Source organism: Hymenobacter sublimis, assembly GCF_023101345.1.
In the GTDB taxonomy this organism is placed as follows: domain Bacteria; phylum Bacteroidota; class Bacteroidia; order Cytophagales; family Hymenobacteraceae; genus Hymenobacter; species Hymenobacter sublimis.
In genome coordinates this window covers 1,004,740-1,022,794 of the sequence record NZ_CP095848.1, presented here as the reverse complement: position 1 = coordinate 1,022,794, position 18,055 = coordinate 1,004,740, and the positions used below count along the sequence as shown (strand labels likewise).

The 18,055-nt window shown below is 59.6% G+C and carries 19 protein-coding genes; 14 read left to right on the top strand and 5 right to left on the bottom strand.

Annotation, left to right across the window (positions count from 1 at the left end):
* Positions 1 to 112: 112 nt before the first annotated feature.
* Positions 113 to 934: a universal stress protein gene (locus tag MWH26_RS04400; RefSeq protein WP_247976200.1), complete on the top strand. Its 822-nt coding sequence runs from the start codon at positions 113 to 115 to the stop codon at positions 932 to 934.
* 9 nt (positions 935 to 943) lie between these two features.
* Here the strand turns inward: MWH26_RS04400 and MWH26_RS04395 are convergent, their stop codons facing one another.
* Positions 944 to 1,453 (bottom strand): GNAT family N-acetyltransferase, encoded by a 510-nt coding sequence (locus tag MWH26_RS04395; RefSeq protein WP_247976199.1) that lies wholly within the window; start codon positions 1,451 to 1,453, stop codon positions 944 to 946.
* A gap of 184 nt (positions 1,454 to 1,637) precedes the next feature.
* Positions 1,638 to 3,758, bottom strand: coding sequence for a TonB-dependent receptor family protein (locus tag MWH26_RS04390; RefSeq protein ID WP_247976198.1), 2,121 nt, complete (start codon positions 3,756 to 3,758; stop codon positions 1,638 to 1,640).
* A 252-nt stretch (positions 3,759 to 4,010) separates the two neighbouring features.
* Here MWH26_RS04390 and MWH26_RS20235 point away from each other — a divergent pair, with 252 nt between their 5' ends.
* From MWH26_RS20235 to MWH26_RS04340, 11 genes are all read left to right on the top strand, one after another.
* Positions 4,011 to 4,586: a DUF3575 domain-containing protein gene (locus MWH26_RS20235; protein ID WP_375374033.1), complete on the top strand. Its 576-nt coding sequence runs from the start codon at positions 4,011 to 4,013 to the stop codon at positions 4,584 to 4,586.
* Between the two features lie 239 nt (positions 4,587 to 4,825).
* On the top strand, positions 4,826 to 6,046 hold the full coding sequence (locus MWH26_RS04385) for a PQQ-dependent sugar dehydrogenase (protein WP_247976197.1): 1,221 nt from the start codon (positions 4,826 to 4,828) through the stop codon (positions 6,044 to 6,046).
* Positions 6,047 to 6,313: 267 nt separating this feature from the next.
* Complete coding sequence (locus tag MWH26_RS04380) at positions 6,314 to 6,862, top strand: hypothetical protein (RefSeq protein ID WP_244695417.1); 549 nt, start codon at positions 6,314 to 6,316, stop codon at positions 6,860 to 6,862.
* A gap of 111 nt (positions 6,863 to 6,973) precedes the next feature.
* Positions 6,974 to 7,300, top strand: coding sequence for a hypothetical protein (locus MWH26_RS04375; RefSeq protein WP_244695416.1), 327 nt, complete (start codon positions 6,974 to 6,976; stop codon positions 7,298 to 7,300).
* Positions 7,301 to 7,664: 364 nt separating this feature from the next.
* Positions 7,665 to 8,615 carry an alpha/beta fold hydrolase gene (locus MWH26_RS04370; protein WP_247976196.1) on the top strand — a complete coding sequence of 317 codons (951 nt, stop codon included), beginning with the start codon at positions 7,665 to 7,667 and terminating at the stop codon, positions 8,613 to 8,615.
* Between the two features lie 102 nt (positions 8,616 to 8,717).
* Complete coding sequence (locus tag MWH26_RS04365) at positions 8,718 to 9,320, top strand: DUF7010 family protein (protein ID WP_247976195.1); 603 nt, start codon at positions 8,718 to 8,720, stop codon at positions 9,318 to 9,320.
* Between the two features lie 13 nt (positions 9,321 to 9,333).
* Positions 9,334 to 10,440 (top strand): sensor histidine kinase, encoded by a 1,107-nt coding sequence (locus tag MWH26_RS04360; protein WP_247976194.1) that lies wholly within the window; start codon positions 9,334 to 9,336, stop codon positions 10,438 to 10,440.
* Positions 10,441 to 10,491: 51 nt separating this feature from the next.
* A complete protein-coding gene (locus MWH26_RS04355) occupies positions 10,492 to 11,232 on the top strand; it encodes a LytR/AlgR family response regulator transcription factor (protein ID WP_244695411.1) in 741 nt (246 codons plus the stop codon).
* Positions 11,233 to 11,361: 129 nt separating this feature from the next.
* Positions 11,362 to 11,619: a hypothetical protein gene (locus MWH26_RS04350; RefSeq protein ID WP_244695410.1), complete on the top strand. Its 258-nt coding sequence runs from the start codon at positions 11,362 to 11,364 to the stop codon at positions 11,617 to 11,619.
* A gap of 494 nt (positions 11,620 to 12,113) precedes the next feature.
* Positions 12,114 to 14,669, top strand: coding sequence for a S8 family serine peptidase (locus tag MWH26_RS04345; protein ID WP_247976193.1), 2,556 nt, complete (start codon positions 12,114 to 12,116; stop codon positions 14,667 to 14,669).
* Positions 14,618 to 14,962, top strand: a complete 345-nt coding sequence (locus tag MWH26_RS04340; RefSeq protein ID WP_247976192.1) for a T9SS type A sorting domain-containing protein — start codon at positions 14,618 to 14,620, stop codon at positions 14,960 to 14,962. The genes MWH26_RS04345 and MWH26_RS04340 overlap by 52 nt, the downstream gene beginning before the upstream one ends.
* An 89-nt stretch (positions 14,963 to 15,051) precedes the next feature.
* Here MWH26_RS04340 and MWH26_RS04335 read toward each other — a convergent pair whose 3' ends face one another.
* Positions 15,052 to 15,267, bottom strand: a complete 216-nt coding sequence (locus tag MWH26_RS04335; RefSeq protein WP_244695408.1) for a hypothetical protein — start codon at positions 15,265 to 15,267, stop codon at positions 15,052 to 15,054.
* Between the two features lie 401 nt (positions 15,268 to 15,668).
* Between MWH26_RS04335 and MWH26_RS04330 the strand changes: the two genes are divergently transcribed.
* Positions 15,669 to 16,031, top strand: a complete 363-nt coding sequence (locus MWH26_RS04330) for a hypothetical protein (RefSeq protein ID WP_244695407.1) — start codon at positions 15,669 to 15,671, stop codon at positions 16,029 to 16,031.
* Between the two features lie 154 nt (positions 16,032 to 16,185).
* Here MWH26_RS04330 and MWH26_RS04325 read toward each other — a convergent pair whose 3' ends face one another.
* Complete coding sequence (locus MWH26_RS04325; protein ID WP_247976191.1) at positions 16,186 to 16,872, bottom strand: TIGR02117 family protein; 687 nt, start codon at positions 16,870 to 16,872, stop codon at positions 16,186 to 16,188.
* Between the two features lie 151 nt (positions 16,873 to 17,023).
* Between MWH26_RS04325 and MWH26_RS04320 the strand changes: the two genes are divergently transcribed.
* A complete protein-coding gene (locus tag MWH26_RS04320) occupies positions 17,024 to 17,437 on the top strand; it encodes a hypothetical protein (protein ID WP_247976190.1) in 414 nt (137 codons plus the stop codon).
* A 93-nt stretch (positions 17,438 to 17,530) separates the two neighbouring features.
* On the opposite strand, the gene MWH26_RS04315 is transcribed toward MWH26_RS04320, so the two are convergent.
* Positions 17,531 to 17,995, bottom strand: a complete 465-nt coding sequence (locus tag MWH26_RS04315) for a hypothetical protein (protein ID WP_247976189.1) — start codon at positions 17,993 to 17,995, stop codon at positions 17,531 to 17,533.
* Between the last annotated feature and the right edge of the window lie 60 nt (positions 17,996 to 18,055).

Here is an 18,055-nt window from a genome sequence, read left to right as displayed (position 1 = left end):
CCGCGGTGAGTGAAAAGCAGGGAGTTTTTAAGCCAAGCACCTGCCACCTGTTGGGCATTTCGCGTATACAATTCTTACGCGTAGCTTTCCGCTCCCAACCCTTCTTCCATCCATGGCAGCTTCTTTCCTCGTCCTCACCGATTTTACGCCGGCCGCCGACCATGCCCTGCGCTACGCAGCGGCTTTGGCCGCGCCCGCCCAGGCCACGCTAGTTGTCCTGCATATCCGTCGCGAAACTTTGCTTGACCCGGATGCTTTCACGGGCACCATCCGCCACATGAGCGAGGGCGAAATTGCGGCAGCCCTGCAGGAGCGGGTGCAGCCGCTGAAGGTAAGCGCCACGGTTGAATCGGCGGTAGACGGGGTAGAGGGCGCCGTAGCGGACGCCGTGCGCCACCATGCGCCCGCCCTGGTAATCTTGGGCAAGCCTGATACCGAAACTACCCCGGATGAACTGGTCAGCAGCACGTCGTTGAAGCTGCTGCGCGCTACCCGCACGCCCCTGCTGGTGGTGCCCATTGCCTCGCAGGCTCCCGTGCCCCCGCACTGCGTAACTATTGCCGCCGACAACAGCCCTATTGAGTTGAAGGTGCAGTCGGCGGGCGTGCAGGTGCTGTTGGAACAATTACAGCCCCACCTCACCGTAACGCACGTAGCGGAGCCCGAGAACAGCGACAGTTGTGCCCAAGCTTTTGAAGCCGTTGTTGCGAGTGGCCTAACCAAGGGTACTACCTTCCGGGTGCTGTGCCATAGCATTCGGCACCGCCGCATAGCAGCCGGCATTCTGCTGGCCGCCGCTGAAACCAAGGCCGATCTGCTGGTGCTTATTGCCCGCCGCCGCAGCTTTTTGGGGCAGCTTTTCAACCGTAGCGTTACCTCCCAAGTGGTACTGCACGGGCAGCTACCGATTCTGCTGCTACCCGCCATGGACTAAAACCAACGGCTACCCGACTACCCTGCTCCGGCGCTCCAGCAGACAGACGTCGTGCCACTGACCTTGCAACTGGCCCAGCCGTTCCCGCACGCCCACCAGCCGAAACCCAGCCTGCTCGTGCAGGCGTAGGCTAGCCGCGTTCAGGCGCATGATACCGGCTTGTAAGGTCCAGATTCCGTGCTGCTCCGATTCGGCTACCAGTTGCGCCAGCAGCCGCTGCCCTACTCCCCGGCCCCGATGCGCGGCCCCAACGTACACGCTCACTTCTGCCACGCCGCGGTACACGCACCGGCCCGAAACGGGCGTCAGGGCCGCCCAGCCTGCTACCTGCCCGGCTTCAGACAGAGCTACAACCCGGCTATGCGGTAGGTGGCTGGCGTCCCACTCCGCCCAGGCTGGAACGTCGGTGGCAAAGGTTGCCTGACCCGTGGCTATGCCTTCGGCATAAATAGCACTCACGGCCGGGTAGTGCTCCGTGGTCAGGGGTAGGAGCTGAATGGTAGCAGTTGTAAGCATCATCAGTAAGGCAGCAGACTGAAGAGAAGGTAATAAATCTGAAGGGTAGCTAGTACTTCGGTCTCAATAAAATCCGCTCAGGTGAGCCTCATCCAACCCTCTTCTTCACTGCTACTGCGGACTTCTGCACTCCACCGGCATCCGGCCTGGCAGCAGTGGTAGCCGCACCTATTTTGCCGGCTAACTTTTACCAACGCCAGCCCAGTTGCAGGCCGCCGTACCAGTTGCGGCCCGGGGCCGGCTGAAAGTAGCGCCCCCCGAAGGCGTTAAGGTCGTTGCCTAGGGAATAGCGGCGGTTCGTGACGTTTTCAACTCCTCCGAATACATCCAGGCCTAGTCCTTTCGGCAGCTCGCGCCGCCAGCCGGCCCGGCTACCAAAGGTCCAGTAGCCGGGGGCGTACTCGGTGTTGGCATCGTTGAGGGGCAGGCGGCTTTGGTGGTTGACGGTGGGGTTAAGGTAGAAGCCCAACTGCTGGCTGAAATCGAGGCCGGTGGTGAGCGTGTGGGGCGCCGTGCCGGTGAGGCGGTTGCCGCTGAAATTGTTGCCGCCGCTTTCGTAGCTCCCGAAACGGTAGTGGTTGTAGGCGTAGCTTACAAAGGCGCGCAGACCGGTACCACCCGCCTGGGTAGCACTTACGGTACCAGGGGTCAGGCTGCTTGCCGGCCGCCAGAGCCAGCCGCTGAGGGCCGCTTCGGCGCCACGCTGGCGGGTGTTGCCGGCATTGTCGAATAGCTGAGTACCCTGGTCGGTGGTGCGGGTAGTAATTGTCTGGCGCACGCGCAAGTCGTAGAGGGCCACATCATAGCGCACCCGCTCATTCCAGAGTTGCCCGCGGGCGCCTACCTCGTAGTTGGTGCCACGTTCAGCCTGCAAGGCGCGGTTTATGGAAGCGTCCGAAGGCCGAATTTCCTCTTCCGTGGGTGGCGAGAAGCCCGAGCTGATGCTGCCGTACACCGACAAGCCCAGCCCAAACTCGCGCAGCAGCGCCACCCGCGGCGACACCTCGGGCCGGAAGTTGCGCTCCAGTTGGTAGGCCTCGGGGCGGGTAGCGGCGTCGGAAATGCGGCTGATGCGGTAGCGCAGGCGGTTGTAGCTGGCCCCGGCCGTGAGCAGCAGCCCGGCGGGTAGCTCGTAGTCGGCCTGGGCAAAAGCAAAGCCCGTAAGCGTCCGAATTTCGTCGTCGTAGCGCAGTTGACCAGGGGTGCCGGCGCGGTTCTGGTAGTTGCGGGAGCTTTCGAAGCCGGTTTGCCCCTCTCCCCCACCCTGAAGACGGAGCGTACGCCCAGCCAGGGTAGTGCGGTAGCTGGCCACTACCCGGCCGCCCCCGCCCAGCAAGGTGTTGCGCTCAAAATCAATGAGGTAGGGCGTCTGGATACTGCTACCGCTCAGGTACAAGGTAGTGCGCAAACTCAGGCGCTCCGAGAAGCGGGCTTCGTGGGTACCCCCGAGCAAGGCCGTGCGCGAAGCATAGTAGGCGCGCTGCTGCACAGTGCCAGGGCTGGTGGTCGTACCCGGTCGGGCCTGGCGCGGATTAGCCTCGAACTGAGCCCGGGTAAGGCCGCCGGGCAGCTGGTAGTTTAGGTCGGAGTACAGGGCGTGCAAACTGATGGTCTGCTTGCCCGTAGGCTGCCACTCCCCGTCGAGGGCCAGCACGTCGCGGCGCAGGGCGCTTTGTTGGCGGTAGCCGTCGAGAGTCTGGCGGGCGTAGCTGGCACGTAGGTAGCCAGTAGCGGTACCTGTTTCGGCCGCCACTGTATAGCGCCGCAGTCCAAAGCTACCAGCCGTGAAGCCCACCTGGGCTCGGGAAGTGCCCAGCAGGGGGCGCCGGCCCGTGAGCAGCACGGCTCCGCCGGTACCGGCCCCGTACACGCTGGCCGCCGGTCCTTTTACTACCTCAATGCCCCCGAACAGGCTAGGATCGAGCAGATTTAGAGGGGTACTGCCGCTGGCTTCGGTGAAAGGTAAGCCTTGGTAGTACACCTTGGTGTTGCGCACCCCAAACGGGGAGCGAAGCGTGCTGCCCCGTACACTGAGCCGGTAGCTAGCCGTGGCGCGCTCCTCCAGTCGCACGCCCGGCAGGGTATTCACGGCCTGGGTCAGGGCGTTCTGCGGAAACCGCTCCAGCACGGCGGCATCGAGCACCCCCACAGCGGCGGCGGTGCGGCGCAGGGGTAGCTGCTGGCCGTAGCCGGTTACGGTAGCTTCGGGCAGCACCTGGGGCCGCAGCATGGCGGTATCGGGCGGGGCCGTTTGGGCGAAGGCGGCAACGGGCAAGAGCAGCAGCGGCGTGGCGTAGCGGTAAGGCATTGAGGTAGCAGTGAGAAGTCAGAGTAAGGTAGCCGGGCCGCGCCGGTTCGAACTTGCTAACCCGTAATCAGTGATAAGGGTTGGGAACAGCCTAATTTTCGGGTCGTCATTATGTAGCGGCAGTTAGTGGGCAGGCTGTTCAGTAACAGAAGCAGCGGGGCAATGCCGGGCCGGATTCTGTATATGCCGGATTATGTATATTTCAACCTCTGCTTATCATCTGTTATTACCTGAGAAGTATATTTACCCCTTATGCTGCGTTTATTCCGTCGTCCAATACTCTTCCTATGCAAATTGCTACTCGTTAACGGGTGCTTTGTCTCCCGAATAGCTTTTGGGCAGACGTCTACGGTTAAGCTGAGCGTTAATCCTGTGCTACAAGTCGAGGAGCTAATCCCCCTTTCTGCTGGTGTGGGAGTAGAAATAGGGATAAGCCCCCATTCGGCCTTGCAAGTCAGCGGCAGTTACCGGTACTTCCGCAACCAAGATGCTGAACCCGACAAGGGGCCCAAATTCTACCTAGACTACCGGTATTACCCGTGGTCGACTTCAACAAATGATGGACTCTTCCTAAGTCCTTTTGTGGGTATTGGCAGCCTCCGTGTAGGCAGAGGGGACGATTTTAATCTGCCAGACACTAACAGAAAACGGGAGCAGGAGGCCGGCGTCCTACTCGGGTATCAGGCGTTGTGGTCACGCTTCACGCTTGAAGGATTTGCTGGTCCGGCCTATTGCCGGGTGGCATCTGTGGGCAGTTATCCTGGCGTCCAGCGTTTTGTGTGGTTACGGGCAGGCTTCACAGCCGGACTACGGTTTGGTCAGCGGTAGTCTCAAGCGCCACCAAACCTCATACCAACGGTGTACTACCTTGCTAATCAATAACTCAACCAGCAAGCAATTCTCTGGGGCTACCGTGTGTTGCCGCTCCCGCCGCTCCTGTCATTCCCACCGGGTTTGCTGGCACTGGCGCTAGCGTATCGGCTGGGATGCGGGGTGGCTGGTGGTACGTTGAGGCAACCCAAGCTCGGCAAAAGCAGTTGAACTAGGCGCAACTATTCTTCTGCGCTATGCTTTCCAAACTTACTTTTTCGCTGGCGGCAACGCTGCTCATTGCCTGCTCGGCCACGGCTCAAAACGTGCCGCCAGAGGCTACCCCTTTCCGAATGACGGGCAACATTTACTTGCCCAAAAAGCTACCCGCAACCCCGGAGCGCATCAGCAGCCTGAAAGCGCCAGCCGGCTTTACCGTCAGTGCCTACGCCCAGGGCCTGGACATGCCCCGCATGCTGGCCGTGGCTCCCAACGGCGACGTGTACGTATCGAACCGGGTAAAAGGCACCGTGACCCTGATCCGCGACGCCAACCAGGACGGCAAGGCGGAAGTAATGCAGCAGGTAGCCCAAAAGCCTCACCTGCATGGTTTGGCCCTGAAAGATGGTAAGCTTTACATGGCCGCCATCCGGGAATTGTACGTGGCCGATGTGAAACCTGATGGCAGCCTGAGCGAGCCCAAAATGCTTTATCAGGACCTGCCCGACGCCGGCCAGCACGCCAACCGCACCCTGCAATTCGGTCCGGATGGGCAGCTCTACCTCTCGGTGGGTAGCACCTGCAACGCCTGCGACGAAGACAACCCCGAAAACGCCACCCTGCTTCAGATCAAAACGGATGGCTCGGGCCGCCGCGTGTACGCCCGCGGCCTGCGCAACACCATCGGCTTCGACTGGCACCCAACTACCCGGCAACTCTACGGCCTCGACCACGGCATTGACTGGCTCGGCGACGAGGACCAGCAGGAAGAATTCAACCAGATTAAAGAAGGCGGGCACTACGGCTGGCCCTCCATCATTGCCGACGGTAAACCCTACCCCGCCAACAAGCCTAAGTCGGGCGACTCCTACGCGCAGTTTGACGCCAAAGCAGTGCGGCCCTTGCTGCTCTACAAAGCCCACTCCGCGCCCCTGGGTTTGGTGTTCAACCGCGGCCAGCAGTTCCCGGCTGAGTTTCGCCACGATGCCTTCGTGACCATGCACGGCTCCTGGAACCGGGCCCAGCCCTCGGGCTACAAAATTGTGCGAGTGCGCTTCAACGAGCAGGGCCAACCCCAGCAGTTTGAGGATTTCGTGACGGGGTGGCTAGTAGAAAACGACAAGTCGGAATTCGGCCGCCCTTGCAGCATTGTGCAGGCCCCGGATGGCTCCCTTCTAGTCTCTGACGATGATAACGGGGTTATCTACCGCGTGGCTTATACAGGTAGAGAAGCGAAGAAACCTAAGAAAAGCAGCTAACTAAACAGCCACCCGTTTCGGCTCTGTGCACGGTAAAGCCAAAGCCCAGGATGTTGAACTGGCCGAAGGCATAACGGGCTTTTTAGGGTGCAGACATCTTCTTTAATGTATTGCTTCCTCGTTTCAGGCAAGGTTGGCGAGAAGGCCTGCTTACTTGGGTAGGCTTAGCAGATGTTTTACCAGCCACGTTTTAGGAGAGTCGCGGCGGATGCTTCTTGAACGAACTAGCGGGGAATCTGCCAGGGTTAAACAGCGTTTATTATTTCTATGCCGACTCTCTCCCCCGACTTGCGCAAAGCGCTGCTACACCTGCCCCAGAAAGAAAAAGACACGCTGCTTACCCGCCTCGTCGCTCAGGATGCCGTGCTGACGGAGCAGTTGGCCTTCCGGTTGCTAGAGGGCGAAGACGGGCTGGAAATACGCCGCCAGCGCCTGCAGCAGCAAGTAGACGACCCCGTGCGGGGCTTCCACCAAACACCCAACGACCTGCTGCACATTGTGCGTCAGCTTCAGCAGCGCCTCACCTACCACTGCAAAATCACGGGCGACACGATGGGAGAAATTGAGCTGACCCTGCGCCTGCTCCGCAACGTGCTGCGCCACCAGCCCGAGGCCACCAACCGCTTGCATGGTCCCACCCAACCCCTGCTCCAGCACCTGGCCCGCCGCACCGCCGAGGTCGTCAAATCTATTCAGAAGCTGCACGAAGATTATCATGTGGAGCTAGCACCGGCGTTGAATGAACTACTCACCCTACTCTACGCCTCAGCCGCCGCTCCCCTAGCCCGGGAGCTAGGCATTCCGCGGGAGTGGTGAAGAAGTGAAATGGTGAGTGAGAGAAGTGTTGTATCCTTTTTGCGCGGGCGTAAGTACACTCCAGAACGGACCTGTCTAGGTTCTTTTCTCCCTCCTTACCGCTCTGCACTCATGGCTACTACTCCTTCCCCCGAACACATGCGCGCCCCCGCCCACCTGACCGCTGAAGATCTGCGCCAGGCGCTTACCGAGCTCGACGCTAAAATCCAGACCCTACGCAACCGGGCCCACGCCACAACCGCCAACTCCCAGAATACCTACCACCAGCACGCCGATGCGCTGGAGGCTAAACGTGCCCGGCTTGCCGAGCGCCTCGGACCGGAGGCAGCCGCTTCCGCCGGCAAGCCCGCCGCCGGCTCTGACCACGACCGCAGCACCTGGGACGACATCTGGCACGGCATCGAGAACCTGCGCCAAGACCTGCGCAACATCATTTAAGCACGGGAATAGCCAAGTTAGGGTGTTTCCCTAGCATCCAGACTTTGCCCAACAAGGCGCCCGTGCGGGCGCCTTGTTGCGTTTAAGGAGGGCCCGCGTAGGTAGGCGCGGCTTCCCGCGCAAGGCGCCCTGGGTCAGGCGGCAAGTGCAGCTAGTGCGCAACAAGCCCAGAACGGAATTGACTAGCTCGGGTGCCGGCGCACACCCTCAGTGGCCTAGTACTGCTACTCAGTTCGGGTGCCAGATTAACCGTTCGACCGGCGGATTTACCGTTCGCTGAAAAGTAGTTTCGATGGGACGTTAGCGGGGCTAGGTTTGCTTCATCAACCGCAACAAACGTCACCACTCTTAACCGCTTTCCGCCATGAACCTGACCGCTACCTTCCGCCCCTTCTGCTCGGCCCTGCTCCTGACGGCCGCCGTTGTGCTGGCCGCCCCAGCCGCTAGCGTGGCGGCGCCGGCTGCCCCCGTTGCCGCCTCCATCGATACGCCGGCAGCCCACCCCAACTTTACGGTGCGGGTAGTAGGCAAAGGCCAGCCCCTGCTCCTGATTCCGGGCCTAACCTGCCCCGGCGCCGTGTGGGACGAAACCGTGGCTCATTACCAGAAGCAGTACCAGTGCCACATCATTTCCCTGGCCGGCTTCGGTGGCGCCCCGGCCCCAGCCAGCACCGACCCGCTGCTGCTGAACGTGCGCGACCAACTCCTGGGCTACATAAAGGCCCAGAAGCTCCAGAAGCCGGCCATCATCGGCCACAGCCTGGGCGGCTTTCTGGCCCTGTGGCTGAGCAGCACCCAGCCTGAGGCAGCCGGCCCGCTGGTTATCGTCGATTCGTTGCCCTTCCTGGCAGCAGTGCAAAACCCCAGCCTCACGGCCGAAGCCGCCAAGCCCATGGCCGAGGGCATGCGCAAGCAAATGAGCAGCGGCAAAATGACTGTGGCGGCAGCCCGCCAGATGTCGGGGAGCATGATGACCGACACGGCCCGCATCAGCCAGGCTACCCGTTGGTCAGTAGCTTCTGACCCTGCTACCGTGGCCCAGGCTTACTACGATTTGATGACCAACGACTTGCGCCAAGATGTTGCTCGTATTCAGCAGCCCGTGCTGGTGCTGGGTGCCTGGGCCGCCTACAAGCAGTACGGTTCCACCAAGGAAGGCACCCGGGCCGTGTTTGAGCAGCAGTACGCCAAGCTCCCTCAGCACCGGATAGAAATGTCGGAGGCGGGCAAGCACTTCCTGATGTGGGACGATACCCAGTGGTTTTTCAACCAAACCGATGCCTTTTTGAAGCAGAATAGCCTGGCAAAAAAGTAGGTTTTACAGTTGCGGCGGGCGCCTATCTTGCGCCCGCCCAGCGGCAAAAGTCGCCGGAGAGTTTAGCGCTGTTGTACTACCCTCACCCTACTACTAGCAGTTATGTTACTCGAACAGGAATTTGCGGCTCTGAAGCTAGAGCTGTCGGTGAAAGCCAAAAACGGGCTCGACTTTATTGTGGCGGCCAGCCTGGTGTGGGCAGCCATTGCCTTCCTCTGGACGCTACCCGGTTCGCCTGCGCATAAAGGCTTCATTACCTTCTTCGTGGGCTCGGCTACCTTGCCGCTGGCCTGGCTGTTTTCTAAGCTGCTACGCACTACCTGGACCCTGCCGCACAACCCGCTGCAGCCGCTAGGACTGTGGCTGAACTTCGCCCAACTATTCTATTTCCCCTTCCTGATTTTTGTGTACAGCCGGTATCCGCAGCATTTTATTATGACCTACGGCATTATCACGGGAGCCCACTTTTTCCCCTACGCCTGGTTTTACAACGCCCGTCCCTTTGCCCTGATGGCGGGCCTTATTCCGGTGGGCTGCCTGCTGCTGGGCCTGCGCACTTCAGCCACCGATTTGTACCTGATTCCGATGTTTATTGTGGGCATGCTGCTGGTGCTGGCCGGGCTGCTGTGGGTGTCTTACCGCCGCAACCAGCAGGCCTACCAGCGGGTAGCCGCTGAGCTTTCTCATGCTTCCGCAGCTGCCTAGCCTTCCGCGCTTTATGTTCTCTTACGCTCTTGCTCCGCCTCCTAGCCGCCTGTACTGGCGCTGCCAGCTCCTGGGCTGGAGCCTCTATTTTGTGATTTGCTCGGGGACTTTTTCCTTCATGGGAGCCCGCCCGCGCGACATGCTGCTGATTAATTTCACCATCGCCGCCACCATGCTGGGCATCACCCACTGGCTGCGTTACCACATCCGGGCCAATGGCTGGGAGCAACTGGGGCCGCTACCGTTGCTGGGCCGCCTGTTGGTGACGAATGTGGTGCTTTCCCTGCTCAGCCAAGTAGTTATCTGGGCCGTAATTGCCCTGCTGATCCGGCCGGCCAGCGACGGTGCTCCCCACGGCTGGGCCCAGTTTTTCGGGTACGCCGTCAACGTAAATATTCTGCTGTGGCTGTGGGCGGGCTTCTACTTCGGCTGGCACTACCTAACCAGCTTCCGCCGGGCTGAGGTAGACAAGTGGAAGCTAACGGCGGCCGTGCAGGAGGCCGAAATGCGTACCCTCAAGGCCCAGATTAACCCACACTTCATGTTCAACGGGCTCAACAACATTCGGGCCCTGGTGATGGAGAACCCAGGCCGGGCCCGCGACATGATTACCCACCTCTCGGATCTGCTGCGCTACTCTATTCAGCTGAACACTGCCGAGCAGGTGCCCCTGAGCCGGGAGCTGGAAATTGTGGAGCACTACCTGCAGCTGGAGGCCCTGCAGCTGGAGGAGCGCCTGGAATACACCTTGGACGTTGACTCGGCCGCCTTGTCCGTCCTGATTCCGCCCATGACCCTGCAACTGCTGGTGGAAAATGCCATCAAGCACGGGCTGGCCCCGCGGCCGGCGGGCGGCGTCATCCGCCTCTGCGCCCAGCTCAACGACTCTAACACCCTGCACATTACGGTGCGCAACACCGGCCGCTACGAGCCCCGCCCCAGCCACGAGGGGGTAGGCGTGCGCAATGCCCGGGAGCGGCTGGCCCTGCTCTTCGGCCCCACTGCCCACCTGCACCTAGCCAACGACCCGCACTCCCCCGACATGGTGGTGGCGCACCTGCAGCTACCGGTTGCAGCCGCAGTCCCGGCGGAGGCTCTGGCCGTGCCGGCAATCTGGTAGGCCCGCCACTTCCTTTCTGATTCTTAATCTTCTTCCTTTTCTAAGCGCTGTATGAACGCCTTGCTCGTTGATGATTCTCGGTTGGCCCGCACGGAGCTGCGCCATTTGCTGCAGGCCTTCCCAGAAGTAAGTATCGTGGGCGAGGCCCGGCACGCCGAGGAGGCCCGGCAGCAGTTGCGGGAGTTGCAACCCGATTTGCTATTTCTGGACATTCATATGCCGGGCGAAACGGGCTTCGAACTGCTGGCATCGTTGGAAGCGGCTCCCCACGTCATTTTCACCACGGCCTACGACGAGTACGCCCTGCGGGCTTTTGAGGTGAATGCCCTGGACTACTTGCTCAAGCCCATCCAGGAAAACCGCTTGGCCGCTGCCCTAGCTAAGGCCCGCAGCAAATACACGGCTATGGTTCCCGCAGGTGGTTCAGCGCCGGCTGAAGAACCGGCCCCTACCCCGCTTACGGAGCAGGATCAGGTGTTTGTGAAGGAGGGCGAGCGGTGCTGGTTTGTGCGTCTGGCCGACATTCGCCTGTTTGAAATCAATGGCAGCTACACCCAGATTTACTTTGAGCAGCACCGCCCCCTGATTCCGCGCACTCTCCAGCACCTAGAGCAGCGCCTTGACCCGAGGGTATTCTTCCGGGCCAACCGCCAGCAGATCATTAACTTGCAGTGGGTGGAAGCCATTGAGCCTTGGTTTAGTAACTCTCTGAAGATCCGGCTGCGGGGCGGGCCCGAGGTCGAGGTTTCGCGCCAGCAGTCGGTGCGCTTTCGGGAAATGCTAAGCCTGTAAGCTCGGCAAAAAAACCGACTGGATTATTCCGCTTTTTCTGCATCTTTTTAGAATGATTTATAGTACACAGGCTCAGACACCTGCCCCCTTCCTAGCGGCGTCATTTCTCCTCCCTCAGCCCCTGTACTCATGAAAGCTATACTACCCTTCTCGGCGCTTACCATTCTGCTGGCCACGGCCTCCTGCTCCCAGGATACCTTCGTGGAAAAACCCCGGGAGTATCGCAGCGTTTCCAACGAAAGCGGGCGCCGCCCCAATGATAAGTCCCAGTTTAAGCGCAACCACAATCCTATTGGTTTGGGTCTGGACCTGAACTCGCGCAACCCCTACAAATTTCGTATGGTAGACGCGCCCAAGCGGTACAAATACAGCAAGGGCGGCCGGTAAGGCTGCTCTACCTCCGCCTTCAGAACAAGGCCGCCCTGGCAAAACAGGGCGGCCTTGTTGTTAGGTGTTAGGTAGCACGTCGGCACAAGTAAGCCCGCAGGTCATTGTCATTGGACGCGGGGGCGAGGAATCTGAGTCAAGTATCCAACGGCTACTTTCGGAATTCTCGCTCTGCTCAGAATGACAGCATAAAAATACTTTTCAGGCGGGGCTAGCTACTACAAGCTCACGTCACAGGCTTGTTCAGCTATCTGGAAATAAGTCAAAAGCCGGGCGAGGATGAAGCAGATTCTCTGCCGCCTACCACCTAAAATACCTTGCTAGCTGGGTGAATGCCGCAGGTTGGTCGAAAAGCTTCAAACGAAGCTATCAAGCTAGCTGCCAATGGTTAATTTTACGAACGAGGAGTGCCGAGCCCGCATCCAAACAGAAAGGCAGGTACGTTAATCTGCTGACTCATGCGGGCTGTGTTTTCTCTTATTCCCTCTGTGTATATGCTACTACCGCTACTCCGTTTTACTACCCACTGCTGGATAGCAGCCCTTCTGCTAACTGCCGGGGCCGCGCACGCCCAACAAGGCCCGCTGCCGGTAACTACTCCGGCACCTGCCACCAAAACCATTCTTGCCGGGCGGGTAGTATTTAAGCTAAAGTCAGCCCCAACTGGCAGCCGCCCAGCCGGGCAGGCAACTGGGGTTGCGGCCCTGGATGCGGCCTTGCTGCGCCTGCAGGCGCGGGAGGTTCGCCCGAAGTTTCCTCACAGCCAGCCGCCCGGCCCCGACCAGCCCGGCGCCGTGCACCTGGAGCTAATTTTTCAGGCCGAACTACCCGTAACGCTGTCCGTGGAAGAGGCTTGCCGGGCCCTACGCAAAACCGGGGCCGTGGAATACGCCGAGCCGCTCTACAGCTACGCGCCGCTGTATCAGCCCAATGACCCCTTCGCCGATTCCACCGCCGCCAACGGCCAGTACTACCTCAAAAATATTCGGGCCTACCAGGCCTGGAACATCAGCAAGGGGGATACCAGCGTGGTTATTGGGATTGTGGACGGGGGCACCCGCCTCACCCACGAAGACCTGGCTTCCCAGGTACAGCTCAACCGCCGCGACCCCATCGATGGCATCGACAACGACCAGGATGGCTACGTGGACAACTACCGCGGCTGGGACTTTGCCGACCACGACAACGACCCGGTCCGGGAGCCGGGCAGTGTCCATGGCATATTAGTAGCGGGTTGCGCTGCTGCCGCTCCTGATAATAGCAAGGGCATTGCGGGCGTAGGCTTCCGGTGCCGGTTTATGCCCCTGAAAATCTATCCTAGCACACCTACGGGCGCTTTTGGCGGCTACGAAGCCATTGTGTACGCCGCCGACCACGGCTGCCGGGTCATTAACCTGTCTTGGGGTGGGGTTGGCGGCCGCTCTCAGTTTGAGCAAGATGTCATTACCTACGCCGCCGTCAACCGCGACGCGGTAGTCGTAGCAGCGGCCGGCAACACCCCAGCCGAGTTGGATTTCTACCCCGCCAGCTACGACCACGTGCTTTCAGTGGCCATGCTCCGGCCCTCCGATGAGCGTGAAACCAACGGAACCTACAGCCGCCACGTCGACCTCTCGGCTCCCGGCATCGGCATTCTGACAACTTGGGGCGACACAAATTCGGATTACGTGGCCGTTGGGGGCTCGTCGTTTTCAGCTCCGCTGGTTTCGGGCGCGGCCGGCCTGTTGCGCGCCCATTTCCCGCGCTACACTGCCGCCCAAATAGCCGCCCAGCTTCGGCAAACGACGGATAACATTGATGCCCTGCCCGGCAACGTGGCCTACGCGGGCAAGCTAGGCACGGGTCGCCTCAACATTGCCCGCGCCCTTACGGCCACTTCCCGGCAGTCGGCACGGGTAGTAAGCCGCACGGCCGCTCCGGAGCGCCGTGCCTACGCCCCCGGCGACACCTTGCGCCTGACCGTAGCGGTGCAAAACCTGCTCAGCCCGGTTACCAACCTGACGGTGACGCTAACGTCTCTTTCGCCCTACGTTACGGTGCGGCAGGGCACATTTGGGGTGGGTAGCCTAGCTACCCTGGAGCAGCGTAGCAACCCGCAGGCCCCTTTCCGGCTGGCCGTAGCCGGTTCGGTACCGCTTAACACCCAGGCCGTGCTGCGCTACCGCTTCCAGGATGCTACCACTGGCTACCAAGAAGATCAGTACGAAACGCTCACGCTCAACCCCGATTACGTGGTGCTGGATGCCAATAACCTGCTCCTGACTCTGAGCAGCCGCGGCAATATCGGCTACGATGGGTTGGGCTCCAGCTTCGGGGAGGGCGTTAGCTACCGCCAGGGCGCCCCGTTACTGGCCGAGGGCGGCTTACTCATTGCTGCCGCGGGCCCGGGCGTATCCGACAACGTGCGCAACGACCGGCGCGGCGCCGACCAGGACTTCTACGCCCTAGCCCGGGCCACCCGGCTTACCCAGCCCCTGCGCGCCGACCAGGAAGCCACCGGCGTACTGCGCGACTCGCTACCGACCCTGACCATGGGACGCTCGGTGGGCGTGCGGGTGCGGCAACGAGCCTACGCCTGGTCCGCTGCCCCTCACCGCGACTACGTGATTCTGGAGTACCGCCTCACCAACCTCACCGCCGATACGCTCAAGCCGCTGCGCGTGGGGCTGTACATGGACTGGGACTTACCCGGCGAGCCGGGCCGTAATGTAGCGGCCTGGGACTCAGTGCGCCGCCTGGGCTACCTCTATGCGCCACGCCAAGCTACTGTTTATGCTGGTGTGCAGCAACTAACCGGCGGGCAACCCAGCGTATATGCCATTGATAACCAAGCTCCCGCAGGCACGCCAGTACGGCTGGCCGATGGTTTCAGCGCCGCCGAAAAGCTCCTGACGTTGAGCAGTGGCACACGCCAGCGCACGGCGGGCCCGGCCACCGGCACCGATGCCTCGCAGGTAGTTGGGGCCACGCTGCCCTACCTCGCCCCCGCGATTCGACAGTGGTGGCATTTGCGGTCCTGGCTGCCCCCTCCCTGGCGGAGCTCCAGGTAGCAGCGGATGCCGCGGCCTCCCGGTACCGGCAGGTGTTGCCGGTTCGTTCCGCCTCCCTGCCAGTGGTAGCCTTGTATCCAAACCCCACTACTGGCCGCTTGCAGGTAGACCTTCCTGCCGGGCCAGCCACCATTCGGGTGTTGTCGGTACTAGGGCAGGAGCTGCGGGTATATAGCGTACCAGGTGGGCGTAGCGCCCAACTCGACCTGAGTGCTTACCCGTCCGGCTTGTACCTAATTCAGATCAGCACAGCCGGCGGGACCACCACCCAACGGGTAGTGCGGCAGCTGTAACGAGGCGCTACGCACATCACCTAGCCTGCCCACGGGTCTGCACGTTAGAAAAGCGGGCCTGCGGGCAGGCTAAGTACTGTACATCGGATTTAGGCTTGCTCCGACTCCTGTAGGTAGGCCAGCAAATGAGCGAGGGTCATTTCTCGGCGCGCTACCATTTCCAACAGGCTACGCTCGTAAGTAGCTAAGGCCAATTTCGTGTTGTGGGTTAACTGTAGAGCCGCGGCGGCCACTTGGTGGCTGCCCTGCTCTGTTTCTACCAGAAAAGGATGCTGGCTCATCCACAGCAGAAGTAAGAATTTCATATCCAAAGTTCGTTGCTGGTAGCCGCAACAGCAAGCTCAACACGCTGATTTGCAATAACATCAGCAATATGTCCTATCTATATTTCGTGAGGAGACTTGGGTTGACAACTATTGGCCTACTTGCTGAGCTACGCTGTCGGAAAATCCTGACGTCAATAGCTACGACATTCTTCTTCAAGTCTACTCCTTCCCTGCTTTTGCTACCGCTTGCATTACGCCAGAAACCTGGATCGTCCGCCCCGAAGAGTTATAGTCTGTGGCAAGAGCATCATTAAGGCAAGCATCCGTACCCTTGTGTCTATTACACAAATGACAACCCTTTTTTTACTAACTATATTAGCTAATACTTCAATACATATAATTTATTATATATTAAAACGACCTGGTTGATGCAAAATTCTATGATTCATAATTTCAATAAAGAGTTCCGTATAGAGGCATTTATACTCTCAATATTGCTCACATTTTTATCTAATATTTTTAGCGCAAAACCTCAAATATTGTTATCTTTGGATATGTCGAAAGTAAAGCTTCCTTTTCCGCTTCCCGTGCAGCAATATGCCCGCTGCGTTGATGCTAGCTGCCGCCCAACCGACCACATCGGAGACTGGCCAGCGGCTGGACAGGTGTATCCGATACAAATGCGCCGCAACGCCCGTACTGGTGAGTTGCAGGTGCATGTGCTTGGCTTTTATGCTGAGCAGCCGTACGGAGCCTTCGCCCGCCACCGCTTCGAGCCCGTAGCTCAGGTTTGGCTAAACTAGCTTCCGGTTTCCCTTTCCACCCCTCTGTCCCGGCTGTGTCGCGTGCTGCGAAACCAGCCGGGCTTTTTTTGCTCGTTACTCAAGCGTAGCTGTCTGCCTTGCTGGCCTCATCTACCTGATTTCCCGACAATTTTTCTGGTGGAACCAGTAGCTGTTACCGATACTGCCAGAAGATTCCAAACTCAAACGGAGTCCAGAGGGCGGCCTTTTGACCGGCAACCTTTAGGCCCTCGTTAGCCCAGGTGTTACAGGTATAAAACAGGTTATAGGTGCGCTTAGCCTCATAAAAGGCATCGTGCTGCCCGTAGCTATGCCCCTGGATGTGCTGGGTGCGCCCCTGCGCATCGTAGTCGAAGCTGTTTTTGATGAAGGCAACTAGGCGCGCATACTCAGCCGGGGTTAGCAGCACCTGCACGCAGTCGGGGCCGGGTTGGGGCTGGTGGTGGAAGGTAGCGTGCATGGCCGTGGTGCTCAGCCAAAACATGGCCTTAACGGCCGTACTGGGCTTCAGCTCGGCCCAGGTGGGAGTATTCAGGTAGAAGCCCTTGTCGCCCCAGCCAAAGCCGATGTAGTCGCGGCTGGGGTCCAGCACGGGAGCGGCGGAGTAGGGCACCAGCTCGGTCCAGTCCATGTGGCTGGTGCGCACGGGCAGTACAATATCAGTATGCACGCCATTGGACAAGATGTAGGCCGGAATATTGCCAACGGCCGGCGAGTTGGCCCGGCCCACCGGAATAGCGGACAAGCCCACGGAAGCGGCCACATATAAGGCCAGGGCACCTATAATACCACCGCCCACGTAGGCGGCTCCTTTTGCTGCTTTCCGAAGCGCTTCGGCCATTAGAACTACGAACAAGGTGAACTGAAATCAGCCCCTCATACGCAGCAGTAGAGAAAAAGACGCCCGTAAGTCCTAAATCCTGCTACCGCACCTGCCGGCTTTTTCCAACCACCACCGGCTCAATATCTTTGGCTTTTCCTTGTTAACTCCCATGAACCAGCCCCCCGACGAGCACCTGTACAGTATTCCGGCCCCTTACCGCCGTATGGAAAATATGCACATCCTGTTCTGGCTGCTCAAGGACATCGGCTGGTGCATGGTCTGGAAGCCCTTGGGCATTGCCATGATTTTTCCTACCCTGGCTATTGCCCTGGTCATTACCTGGCGCACGCGCGACATCAAGGCCGAGCTAGCGCATAACTTGGCCATCGTGTTCTGGATTTCCGCCAACTCCTACTGGATGGTGAGCGAGTTTCTGGGCTTCGATACCATTCACGTTTGGGGGGCGGTTACGGGCAAGCACCTGGCTCTATTTCCCTTCCTTACCGGCCTGCTGATTTTACTGTATTACTACCTCGTGCAAAGGCCCCGAGAAGTGCGCCCGGCGCAAGTAGCTACCATGTAAGGCTTGTTGGCATTTCCAGGCAAGTTATAGTAGCACAAAAAGGCCGCTGACTGGTAAGTCGCGGCCTTTTTATTACGGACATCAGAGGTTCCATTATTTCTTCATTTCAATTTTCACGTCTACCCCCTCGCTGGCTGCCAGCTTGGGCACCAAGGCGTGGTAGGTTACGTTGGGAGCTTCCGTAGTCATGCTCAGGGTAAATACCACGTGAAGGACAACCCGTTTGGTTTCGTACTCCCGTTGTAGGGTGTAGTGAATGCCTGCCTCACTGTTGGGCAGCCCTTTTTTGCCGATTACCAAATCGTAGGTAGCAAAGTCAATCTGCGGCCGACAGCTGCCGCTCACCAGCTGATCGAACTGAGCTTGGGAATGGATGACGGTGTAAGTTTCCGACAGGTTGATGTGCATCTGGCGGGCAGTGTTATAACAGCCATATTCGCTTTCCAGGCTCTTGACCAATAGTTCTGTTTTGGGGCCAGATTCGGCTTCGTCCACTGGTGTGATACAGCCGCTCAACAAAGCCAGCGCGCCAAAACCAAGCGTAAAGGGTTGTTTCATGGGTAGTAATTAAGTCAGGATAGTACCGGTGTCTTCCTGCAGATGCTCTTGAAGGCGTAG